Below are 12,558 nucleotides of genomic sequence, written 5' to 3'. Positions count from 1 at the left end.
CAGACTCAGACATGTATTTTGTCCTTTTTCCGGAGGTTTACGCTATCGCTTTAACCACCGGCTATGTATGGGTTGTCCTTCGGACAGTTCTTGATTGTAGGGATACACATGTCGGATTCACAAGCAAATCGTATTCTTGATACATGATGATGAGTCGATGGTTGAGGCGGAGTGTATAGCCAACAGGAAAAAGCGAGGAAAAGAGATATTAGATGGCAATCGGGCTTTTTGATACCATTGTCTTAGGAGACCGGAAAATAATAAGGGCTGACTCTATATCACATAGAATCAGCCCTCTCAATTGTATACCTAATCTTAAAAAAACGTTGATGACAATTTTATGGTTGCTTACCGATGTAAGCGAGGATGCCACCGTCTACATACAAAATGTGTCCATTGACGAAGTCGCTGGCGTTGGATGCAAGGAAGACAGCGGGACCCATGAGGTCTTCGGGAGTTCCCCAGCGTGCAGCCGGAGTCTTACTGATGATAAAACTATCAAAAGGATGACGGCTTCCATCAGCTTGGCGTTCGCGCAAAGGTGCTGTCTGTTGGGTGGCGATATAGCCCGGACCGATACCGTTGCATTGGATATTGTGCTCTCCGAACTCCGAACAGATATTGCGGGTAAGCATCTTTAATCCGCCTTTGGCAGCTGCGTAAGCCGATACGGTCTCTCGTCCAAGCTCGCTCATCATTGAACAAATATTGATAATCTTGCCTGCACCTTTCTTCTTCATGCCCGGAATGACGGCTTTACTCACGATGAATGGAGCATTGAGATCGATGTCTACCACTTGTCGGAAGTCTTCTACCGACATCTCTTCCATAGGGATGCGCTTGATGATACCGGCATTGTTGACCAATATATCGATGGTTCCTAGCTCATGTTCAACGTTTGCTACGAGTTCACGTACCTGCTCTTCGTCGGTCACGTCGGCGATATATCCTTTTACTTCGATGCCTTTGGCTGCATAATCGGCCAATGCACGGTCTAGATGTTCTTGACTGCGGCAGTTGAAAGCGATCTTAGCTCCTGCCTTATAATATGCTTCAGCAATGGCAAATCCTATTCCGTAGGCTGCTCCTGTAATCAAAGCTACTTTCCCCTCAAGGGAGAAGTTTTTTGAAAATGTGTCCATATAACGATTGATTGTTAGGTTTCAAATTCTGATAAAACATTTATTTCAGGTCGTTCGTCTTGATTACCTGCATGTCGCCATAGTCAAGATTCTCACCAGCCATACCCCAGATGAAGCTGTAATTACTTGTTCCGGCAGCACAGTGGATACTCCATTGCGGAGAAATAACGGCCTGTTCGTTGCTCATCCACATAGGACGTGTTTCCTGTGGTTCACCCATGAGATGGCAAATCATTTGGTCTTGAGGTACTTGGAAATACAAGTAGGTCTCCATACGGCGCAAGTGTGTGTGGGCAGGCATGGTGTTCCAAACGGATCCGGTCTTCAATTCTGTGAGTCCCATCTGCAACTGGCAGGTGCGAACTCCGGCTACACCGTCGATAATTAATTGATTGATGACACGGTCGTTTGAACCGGCCAAAGAACCGGCTTTGATAATCTTGGCTTCTTTCAACGTCACTTTACGCACGGGATAAGCTGTGTGGGCAGGTGCACTGTTGATATAGAACTTAGCCGGAGAGGCTGCATTCTTAGAAGTGAGGGTTATTTCTTGAGCGCCACGACCGATATATAGTGCCTCTTTGAAGCCTAGCTGATAGGCCTTTCCGTCGACTGTGACGGTACCTTCGCCACCAATATTGATGATACCCATCTCGCGATTGTCGAGGAAGTGTTGCGTGCGGAGTGGGGCGATAGATTCTAGTTTCAGTGGAGTAGCAGTGGGCTCAGCTCCACCAATAAGGAATCTGTCGTACATAGAGTACACCCAGTTCACCTCGCCGGGAGCAAAAACCTTTTGTATAAGGAACTCCTTGCGTAGGCGTTGAGTATCATAATGCTTGGCATCTTCTGGATGATTGGCATATCTTACCTCATAGTGGGTATAGCTATTTTGCGCCATCAGGGTGATAGCCATGAAAGCGAACGAGAGTAATAGGAATGTTTTCTTCATAATTTTATAATTGATTAATTGGATTTACTGACTGATTCTTTCTCTTCTTGTAGGATTCTACGTCTGTTGATAAACATCAAAACGACAGCAATAATAACTAATATTGCTGCCCCGATATAGGCTGTATGGCATGTAAGTTTGTAGATACACCAGCCAAATAGCGAAGAAGCGAAGTCGAGAGCACCGCCTGCAAAGCCTTCTGGAATTTTGGCTGCGGCATCTTGTGTGGCAGCATATACGGCATTGGCTGCGATGGTGAAGTCGGGTGCCATGTCGGTAACGAAGTATAGACCGACGGTGAGTGCCACCAAGCCAATGATGAATGTTTTGACAACATTACCTTTAGTAATAGGTAGAACCATTGGGAATAAGTAGAACATACCGGCTAATGACGCCAAGGGAAGGAATTGATTGCCGGGTAAAATGACTGCGAGGAAGAGTACGGTAGGGATGAGGAGCAAGCTCACAACGAGGGTTGTGGGATGTCCGATGACCAATGCCGGACTCATACCGATATTTACTTGTCGGCCGTTGAACTTCTTTTCTACGAGCGTTTTGGTTTTCTCAGAGATAGGTAAGAGACCATCTATGAACAAGCGAGTGATGCGTGGAATCAACTCCATTACCGCTCCCATGATGATACCCAGTGTGAGGATGCCTTTTACATCGGATTGTGCGAGGTAGCCGATGAGTACTCCGACGATGACTCCGAGTACAAGTGGTTCTCCCAACACACCAAACTTCTTCTTCAATCCCTCGGCATCAATGTCGAGGCGGCTGAATCCCGGTATCTTGTCTAAGAGTTTGTTGATAACCAATGCAAAGGGTACAAAACTCTGACAGAAAGGTTGTGGGATGGAGATACCATCGAGATTGCCATAATATTTTTGGAAGTTATTGGCTGTCAAATCTGCCATAACCATGGTGATGATATAGCAGATGATGGCGGCAAAGTAGCCCCACAACAAGCTCTCGCCCATGACAAAGTAGACCACAGCACCAATAAATGCAAAGTGCCAATAGTTCCAAAGGTCGATATTAACGGTACGGGTGGTCTTAGTGAGTAGCATCAAGAGATTAACGCCTAGGCATACAGGGATGACGAGAGCTCCCACTGCGGTGTTGTAAGCCACGCTAGCTGCTGCCGGCCAACCCATATCGAAGACACCTAACTGGAGGTTGTAGATACTGGCAATCGATTTCAATGGAACGTCGAAATTACTGGTGAGCAGTCCGGTAACGATACCAAGACCAACAAATCCGACTCCCACATAGAGGCCGGATTGTAGAGATTTTCCCGGACGCAAACCGATACAGATGCCTATAATCGTGAAAAGAATAGGCATCATGACGCTTGCGCCAAGGCTGATGATGTAGCTGGAAATTTGTTCGAGAATCATATTGATGATACTTAATAATTATTTTTTAATGACTTTCTTGCCGTATTGTATATATACACCTTGAGGAAGTTTATTTAAATCTGTTCCAACAAACTGTCCATTTAGATTGTAGATATTTTCCGGTCGACCAATTACGGAAGTGCGTAATTGGCTGATGTCGGTTGTAGGTTTCTTGACTTCAACGCTCAACAAAATACTGGTCTTTCCTATAGAGCCAATTAAAACGTTACCATTAACTTTGGAAACACCCTTGTTGAGGACATTATTAGGTTCTATAGTAGATTCAAAACCACTTAAAATCGTAAGGTTTTCTGATGTTAGTCCACGACCATCTTTACCACCGGGACGGCTTACGACGATGACAGTATCGCCCACTGCGACGTTTGGAATAACGAAGAATGCACCTGGCATTTGTGGGTAAATGCCGTAGCCTTTTTTCCCTTTGTAAATACGGAAAGCTTTGTTATTATTTCCTTGGAAGCGTCTACTACCCTCATTTGCAAATCCAAATTTCAATCCTTTAGTCATTTCGAGTTCTACACCGTTAGCTTCGACAGTGCTAGAATATTTGGCTGCAGAATCTGCTACATTGAAGTATGGACTATAGTCTTTACCCTTTTTTGAATAGCGGCCTACGTATATGCCCTTTCCACTAGTGCTTGTGTTATAATAATAGGGATCGGAAAATGACCAATCTGCAGTGAGGTTCGCTTCATCATTTGCTGATAATGTGAGAAAATCCCATTTCTGTTGAGCCATGCTGGCCATACAGATGGATAACAATGTTAGTGTTAACAGGTAGATTTTTTTCATAAGATAGATATATTAAAGATTTGTATAATTGTCATTCATTGTATCAATAAGGTATGATTTATTATTGAGTAATGGTGAAATTATATTTTCCTTTATTCATAACCGTTTTTGCTTTGAGTGTCACTCTAAATATTTCGTTGCCCCAAACATTAGAGAGTCGCTTGTCGGTAAGGGTAACGGTCTCTATTGATGGGCTGAAAATATTGGCATCATAATGCAGAAAAGCCTTTTGTCCTTTGACAGAAACACTTACGATACCGGCTTTAGAAATGTTTACCTGTCCCCATGTCATGAAGTTGATTTCATTAGCTACGGTTGCATTTGACAGCTCAAAAGCATCGGTGATGATTACTTTATCCTTCAGAAGTTTATACGTGCGGTTCCAAGTTTTAACGCCTGCTGTAGCTGGATAAGCTTTAGCAATATCTATATTGAACTGCATTTGTTTGGCATTGAAGACTGTGTTTGTTGCTTTGTATTGAGTGCCATTATGTTGAGGAACACCATTAATCAACGGGAGATTATGGTAGTTGCTCTGCATAGTCCAAATATTGTAGCGCTCGCTACTGAAAGTCTGTTTGGTATAGGTACCCACTCCGGCATCAATAAAAATTGGAGTAGAGTTGATATAGAAAGAGAATGTACCTACATCATTGTGGTTATGACTCTCGTTGTTAAAGCCACCTTTCATGGCAAGGAACATCTTGTTCTTGTTTGTTAGGTAGCAAAATTCGGTTTCGGGATACCACGTATAGGCTGGATGGTTGAGTGTTCCCTCAGTAGCTTTCAACTCTTCCTTGATGGAAAGTGTAGCCAACATGCGGTAAACATCGGTGCCTGAAGAAAGGTAGCGACCTTGTTCTTCGGTCTTTGTGCTCTTCTTATCAAGGTAAGCTGCGAACTTTTCCATGAGCTGGCTGCCTACACCTTTACCATAGCGGAAGACTGTTGGAATGTAAGCTAAGTCGGCTTTGGCTGATGCATCGGCAAAGTTGACGACATAATCATTACCTACGTAGCTTCGAACGATATACTCGCCCATGTTACGCACCATTGGTTCGTGCGTCACATCTAGCTTTCCACCGGTACTCATACGGAGTAGTTCGATGTAATCAAAGAACTTTCCGGAAGCATGCCCCCAATAAGATGGGCCTTCTTCACAGGCTCCGTCTTGTTTGATATAGTTGAGGAATTTGTCTACAGACTCTATTGTTAAGTATACAGCATTGGCCAGTTTGTCACGGTCGTTTTCTATTAACATGTAGCTTTGGAGCACATTGAAGTTGCACCAAGGGGTCCAATTGTTGAGTAGGCTTCCTTTCTTATAATTACGAGCCATCCACCATAAGTCGTTATTGTGGATGAATGGAAGCAATTGGCGTTGTATAATCTCATACTTCAAGCGTGGGGCTATCGTCTTATCCACCTTATCAAACTCGCTGTGGAAGAAGTGATAAATCCACGACATCATGGCTCCTACCTCGCCACTACCAAGGTCTATAATTTCTTCATCGATGGATGGAAGAGGAGAATGTGACTTTTGTAGACTGCTCAAATGGGCTGAAAGTACCCACGAAGCCCGTTCGCAGGTGAAGTATACACCATTGATGAGTTGGGGTATGAAGCGACCCTTGCCCTCAGCAAGTTCTGCTATCATCAAAGCGGAGATAGCAGAGTTATTGCTAGTGTTTGGTTCTTGCATAGCGCTACGGTTGCCTGTCTTGCTGTATTCTAGGTAATCGGTTGCCTTTATAACTCGCCATTCATAATTGAGATAGCGTTTGCCGCGCTTGATGGCAGCCTCTTTGGATGCACCGAAGAGTTTATCCCATCCTGCTCTATCACTATAAGTTGGATAAGGAACCCACTTTTGGTTCATTACAAGTGCTTCTTTCAATGCTTCTTTAGAGATTTGACGCTCTAGCAAATTCCTTTCTGTATAAGCTTTGCTTGATATACTACAGAGTAGCATCAAGGTAAGAAGCGAATATTTAATAATATTTTTCATGTCAGTTCTTGATTGTTAGAATCATGTATTTATGTAATGCTACACGATTATTAGTGAATTAAGGTCTTCTTTCCATTGATGATATAGATACCCTGTGGTAGTTGTTTGGCATCTACATTCAGTTTTTCTCCCTTCAGTGTGTAGATACCTTTATTCAACTCTTCGGTTGGTCTGAATATTTGAGGTGTCTCTATACCAGTGGTGATTTGCTTCATCCATACGTTGTCTTTACCTAGACGGCGCTCCAATTGAGCTAAGTATAGCGAGCGAGGATTAACAGCTGTGCCATAGCTTTCGTTACATTTCATTTGGTCTTCAGCAAAGGTGATAAGATGTCCATGGAATCCAACGACCATTGGCGGCATTACTTTTACCCATGTTTTACCATAGTTCCACCAATTAAAGGTACCAAAATCCTTGGTCTGAGTTTCCTTTGATTCAAAGTTCCAAATCACTAAATCGTCTAAGTGATTAGGCAATTGGGTCTTATCTCCTCCCATTCTTCTAGGCATAAATCCACCTTTACATACATCAATAAGGGTAGCGCGAGGCTGTGTGGCATGGCTTTCAAAGCAAGCATCTTTACCCCAATCGCAGTTCCAAATTACACATCCAATGCTTTGTTTAGATACGCCGCATGCATGATATTGACCTAAACCATCGTAATGCGTCTGATAATCTTGCTCTACATAATAACCATCAGAGTGGTCATATACGTTTCCTATGAATGCACGTGTACTGTTTTGTGCGCGTACCGCAGAGTGTCCACGATTACCAGAAATCTCAATCTCGTAAGCACTTGTATTGGCACATTGTTCAAAAGTGAGTGCTTCGCTGACACTCTCAAATCTAACTCGTCTTACCCAAGAATCTGTCAAGCGCATCAAATTAAGGGGTTTATAGGCTCCATCGTCCTCCCAAGAGCCATGATGTTTAAACTTATCACGAGCATGTCCAATGAATGTAAGATCTTCAATACCCACTTCTTCATAATGTGGATATTCTTGTAATATCCATCCCCAATTTTCTTTTACCTCGTGCATAATGGGTTCTTTGAACGTTACAACATTGCCGTTGACAGATTCAACAACATGGTATTCATTTACTTGAACGCCTATATCGATAAGGTTTTCCATTGAAGGCTCACGCTGGCAGGGATGTAATTCCTCATCAATGACATCATCATTATTATTATTCACAAGTTTGAGCCAGACCCATTGATTAGGCTTTATTTGACTTACATCGTCTAGAGTAATCGAATGTGACCCTTTCTTTGAATCAGCTATAACATCACCGTATTTAATAATGTCATTATCTTTTTTACCATTGTTTTTTACCTGCAACATCATTTTAGAACTATACATGACTTTTTCGTTTTCAGGTAAATTTGGATCTTTCATCTCAATGAAAGTTTGATCCTTACCATCTCCTCGGATAACAAAACCGCCCATATTTATTATAATAGGTTTGGAATGCATCTTACCAGCTTTATTAAAGTTATCATCTTTATCATGCAGTATATAATGTCCTTTAGGAAAGTAGATGATAACTTTAGCTAGATTTTTTTTCCCAAGTTTCTTGATAAGTGCTTCAAAAGCTGTGCGATCCGACTTCCCATCATCGGGTATTAATCCCTCTTTGGTGACGTCATATTCTGTATATCCTTGGGCTTTGAGTTCTGCAATTGTAGGAGGAACTTTCTCTCCACGTTTATAGCCAGCATAAGAATAGTCCAAGATAGCACTACTTGTAGGATTAGCTTTGAATTCAGTCCAATAGTGATTGTCGTCTTGTGCATAAGCACTAAGCGACAGCCCTAATCCGATAAAGATAGATATATGGTGTTTCAATGAATGGTAATGCATATTGAATAGATTATAAGTTAATGCTTCATGTTATTGCTTGTAGCTTCTACTTTTCTGCTTAATGCTTCCAAGAAGTAGTAATCAGCATAGTTCAAAGGCACATCGATTTCGTTGTTATGAGGTATACTACCAACAGAATGCATCAGTAAGAAGCATCCATTTGCTCCTATGGCAGAGCGATAAGCCGGTGTAGAAAGGCTTTTCATCATCTTATCGGCAATCTTAGCATACCCTTTGTTAGGTGCATATTGCTCCATCTCGTAAAGAGCTGAAGCTATACAAGCGGCTGCAGAGACATCTCTCGGTTCGTTAGGAATCTCCGGAGCATTATAATCCCAGTATGGGATCAAGTCTTTCGGCATGTGCTTATCGTACAGAACGAAGTTGAGTGTACGCTCTGCTAAGTCGAGATAACGACTGTCTTTGGTGTATCGATAGCAAACGGTGAAACCATAAATGGCCCATGCCTGTCCGCGAGCCCATGCTGATTCGTCGGCATATCCTTGTGCGGTTACACGACGACGCACCTTTCCCGTAGCATCATCATAGTCAACGACATGGTAGCAACTCGCATTCTTACGGAAGTGATTTTTCAATGTTGTATTGGCGTGAGATACGGCAATATTCCAAAAAGTAGAGTCTCCCGATAGCTTGGTAGCTTCGAATAGGAGTTCCAAATTCATCATGTTGTCGATGATGACAGGGCATTTCCAACCGCGTTGTGACTGCCATCCGCGGTCTGTATTCCATGATTGAATGACGCCGGCTTTAGGTCTGAATCTGGTACAAAGCGACTTCGCTGTTTGTACTATGACATCTTTATATTCCTTATGACCTCCTAGGCGATAGCCATTAAGATAGCTTGAACCAATCATGAAGCCCACATCGTGGTGCCATGTCAGATATTTGATGGAGTCAAGGATGAGTGTATACTGTTCTGCGTGGTTCTTCCAACTTGTTTTGTTGGTAAGATTGTACAGATACCACATACATCCTGCTGGGAATCCGGAGCACCAATCGTCGGTAGGAATATACACGACTTGCTGCTTAGAGTAATTATATGTCTTTGGTAGAGCGAGTGGTTGAACCTTTGAAATGTTGTCTACCATGAGTCCATATTGCTTGTCGGCAAATTGAATGTCTTTTTTAATCCACGTGTTATTTGCCTCTCCTGAGAAGACAGAGAGGGAAAAGAAGACTGTTAGTCCAAGTGATAGTAATTTTTGCATGGTTGATTAACTATTTATTGTTTGATGAATTCTAAATCATAGCTTGCACCATCTTGCGTTTCAATAAGAATCGTTGTAGTGTTTTGCTGTATCGTTGTTTTAACTTTGTTCAAAGGTTTTTGAAGTACCCATTTTCCATTGATGGTTAGTGTTACAGGCACTATTTGGCTTTTGTTTTTTGGCCATGAACGCGAATAGACACTACGTTCTATCCATTTTCCATGTTCATCATATTGCTCATCGCTCTTGCCACGATATAAAGCCAAGTCGGGTTGTGCGATGGTAAGGGTCAGTTGACTAGGCTTTTGAGTGTTGGTCATGAGCAAACATGGGGTGTCAACACTGCGAACCAAGTCTCCCGGAAGTGGGGTAGTAGTCGCTTTCCAAATGACATATGAGTCTGTATGCTGTGCTTTAGAACGAACAATATGGGCAATACTATCTTGCTTCAGCATCTCATAAGTGGGCGCTTTGGCAAAGGTCTCTAGCTTTTGGGGTGTCGTGTTTGGCAATATCACATATTGGTATTGTGCATTCTGTGGTGCCATGCCATGCTCAATAACGAGTGATACCCAGTCGCCTTTCGTCTCCTCGTCTGTATCTTCTGTGCGTGATAGCTGTGGAAAATTCTTTCGTAGGCTTACACTGTTGGGGCAATAGTAGCCTGTTGACAAAGCATCAAGATAAGTATGGCCTGCTGTAGAGACTTGATTCCAATAGTCATGTTGGGCAGCTGTAGTTGCCACTTGCTGAAATATAGTGGTCTCTGTTGGATATTCCGCAACCTTATTCTTGATATTTGACCCTACACAGACTATCATTCCGTCAATAAAGTGGAAAGATTTATGAGCCCACAATGTACCATTATACTTCTCATTCTCATGTAGTATCATCCCAAAGTTACCATTTCGCCCTTGTTGTGAGAGTCCGCCTGCGAAGCTTTGGTCGGATAGTAACATCTCTTCTAAGCCTGAGAATCTATCTACATTGTATATTTTGGCTTTCAATAAGTCTAGTGGTAAGATAGTAGTCGTAGTTCCGGGAATATGCGCCCAGTCGAATCCCGCTTCTTGCCAACCACTTGTTGTTGGAGTCACATCGCCTTCTTTACTTGTCAATAGTTGTAGGCTTCCATGCGCCAAATAGCGTCCATAAAGATTCTCTTTGTTGTAATGTTCGGCTGCCCAAAGGTATCTTGAATGGCCTACAGCTACAGCCGCCCATTCTCCTCTGCGATGGATGGAAGCACAAGCGTATGGCATCGACCAGTTGCCTTGTGGAGCTTGTTCTGCTTTGAAGCCTTTAGCTTGAAGTGTTTTCCAGATTTGCTTTTCTAAATATGACTTTTTGGGCTGGGCCAATCTTAGATAAGCTGTAGCCATAGTTGCGTCTATTTCATCATCGTTCTCAGGATTTCCAACCATTGCCATAAGGGCATAGTGTTCCAGAATCAACTCTCCCAATCCGTCAGGATGGCGACCAGACATGGTTAAAGGAAAGTGACGCTTATTGCAATAGAATCGCATGGCCAGTAGGGCTTGGCGTACGGTGCGATGTGCTTCTGCCCCCATTTTGAACGAGGTTTGTTTTAATATGTAGGCCATTTGAGTAATTCCACTCAACCCACCGATAGCGTATGCGGGATAATGGTGGCAGTGATGATAGGCACTGCCATCTACTTTAAACGCATCTCTTAATCCGTCTGCCGGCAGACAACCATTGCTCAACCAACTACTGAAGGCCTGTAGACGCCCTACTTTCTCCGGACAGTCTTCCATCATCAGTATGCTTGCCATGCAACCAATGGCTTCTGTATTAAATGTATCCATGTCCGAACCGGGGGCTGTAGGTATGTCATAGAGCGAATTGGTCTGTGCATACCATAGCAAAGTTTGCTCGGCTTCATGCGAACGGCCACTTGCTCTGAGTACACCTCTCATGAGATAATAGGCCGGGAACATTTGTCGTAGGCTGTAACCATAATGATGGATGTTTCCCCAACAACTACCATACACAACTCCTTGGTCAGTAATATGGTCGTACATATTGAGGAACATGCCTTTTAATTCGTCTTTTTGTTCTGCTGAAGTGGCATGATGGTAAGCTGTTGCAATCTGATTCATCAACTTGAAATAGTTTCCCATTTCTACTCCGGCTTTGATGAATAGGTTTTTATCCCATTGGGGGAGCAAGCGCTCGTAGGCTTCCGAGTGGCGTACAAAGTAGATAGGTGTACCTACTATATGACCGTTTCTGCGTTCAATGTGGTATTTCTCATATTGTTTCCGCATATGCTCCATAGACTTGGAAGATAGTTTTCCGGGACTGTAGATAATATCCAAGAAACGTTTTTCCATCATTCTAATGTCATTCACTTGCGATGAGGTGAGTGTTGAAAATGATGTTTGAGGCTTTTTGAGAGAGTTATTGTATATCTGTAACCAATGGTTTTTCGTATCCTTATTGACAAAAGGTACTTGTATGTCGGCAGTTTGCTGACGAGCATCTACCTTGGTTGCCAATATCATGTGATCGAAATATAAGTCGCCGGCAGTCTTTGGAGCTTCTACACGTAGTTCGTTCATCCCTATTTGAGGAGTTCCTTCCATATCGCGTTCGTAGCATACCCATACACCACGCCATCCCTTAAAATTGATGTTCATAGGAAAAGAACAACATGACTTACCTTCTTTCAGAAATGAAAAGCGAATCAGTGTATTCTGTGGTTTCTCATTATAAACCCATACAATGAATGCCGAGAGGTAGGTGTCTTTGCCGGTTACGTCCTTAGGTTGAAACTCGATATTCTTTGAGAGGCTCAGTACACCATTCGCTTTAAACTTCCAGTGCATGGAGTTAGCACCATGCTTGAAGTGGTTAGATGAAATTTCGACCTTTGATTTTGAGGTTTGAATATCACTTAAGTCTTTCTTGTTCTCAAACGACAATAATTGTCTCACCTCCACATCCTTTGCCATAGACGGGGTGGAATTGATAATGAATGCCAACAAGATAATTAGACTCCGAATCATTACAGAATGATATTTTGATACGATTATTTGATAGTGGTAGGTTATCAATCCTCGTATTAGGTTTTAATATTTTTAAGACATAGCCTATATATTGGCTAGAATCTATGCGTGAAGTTA

General features: G+C 42.7%; 8 protein-coding genes. All 8 read right to left on the bottom strand.

All coding sequences use genetic code 11. The features are described 5' to 3' along the window. Positions 1–338: 338 nt before the first annotated feature. Complete coding sequence (locus HMPREF3034_RS02855; protein ID WP_062433006.1) at positions 339–1,142, bottom strand: gluconate 5-dehydrogenase; 804 nt, start codon at positions 1,140–1,142, stop codon at positions 339–341. Positions 1,143–1,182: 40 nt separating this feature from the next. After that, on the bottom strand, positions 1,183–2,094 hold the full coding sequence (kduI, locus tag HMPREF3034_RS02850) for a 5-dehydro-4-deoxy-D-glucuronate isomerase (protein WP_062433003.1): 912 nt from the start codon (positions 2,092–2,094) through the stop codon (positions 1,183–1,185). A 14-nt stretch (positions 2,095–2,108) separates the two neighbouring features. Then, a complete protein-coding gene (locus HMPREF3034_RS02845) occupies positions 2,109–3,494 on the bottom strand; it encodes a PTS galactitol transporter subunit IIC (protein ID WP_036897322.1) in 1,386 nt (461 codons plus the stop codon). Positions 3,495–3,512: 18 nt separating this feature from the next. Next, complete coding sequence (locus tag HMPREF3034_RS02840) at positions 3,513–4,307, bottom strand: hypothetical protein (protein ID WP_156431022.1); 795 nt, start codon at positions 4,305–4,307, stop codon at positions 3,513–3,515. 61 nt (positions 4,308–4,368) lie between these two features. Then, a complete protein-coding gene (locus HMPREF3034_RS02835) occupies positions 4,369–6,315 on the bottom strand; it encodes a heparinase II/III domain-containing protein (protein ID WP_062432997.1) in 1,947 nt (648 codons plus the stop codon). Positions 6,316–6,365: 50 nt separating this feature from the next. Beyond that, on the bottom strand, positions 6,366–8,180 hold the full coding sequence (locus HMPREF3034_RS02830) for a DUF4955 domain-containing protein (RefSeq protein ID WP_062432994.1): 1,815 nt from the start codon (positions 8,178–8,180) through the stop codon (positions 6,366–6,368). 17 nt (positions 8,181–8,197) lie between these two features. After that, entirely contained in the window at positions 8,198–9,409 is a 1,212-nt protein-coding gene (locus HMPREF3034_RS02825; RefSeq protein ID WP_062432991.1) for a glycoside hydrolase family 88 protein, read from the bottom strand. Between the two features lie 14 nt (positions 9,410–9,423). Continuing rightward, the gene (locus HMPREF3034_RS02820) at positions 9,424–12,441 is read right to left on the bottom strand and encodes a chondroitinase family polysaccharide lyase (protein ID WP_062432988.1); all 3,018 of its coding nucleotides are present in this window, start codon (positions 12,439–12,441) and stop codon (positions 9,424–9,426) included. Positions 12,442–12,558 lie beyond the last annotated feature (117 nt).

It is taken from the genome of Prevotella sp. DNF00663 (genome assembly GCF_001553265.1).
Lineage (GTDB): Bacteria > Bacteroidota > Bacteroidia > Bacteroidales > Bacteroidaceae > Prevotella.
Note: the sequence above shows the minus strand (reverse complement) of the source record. Positions and strands in the feature narration are given on the sequence as shown.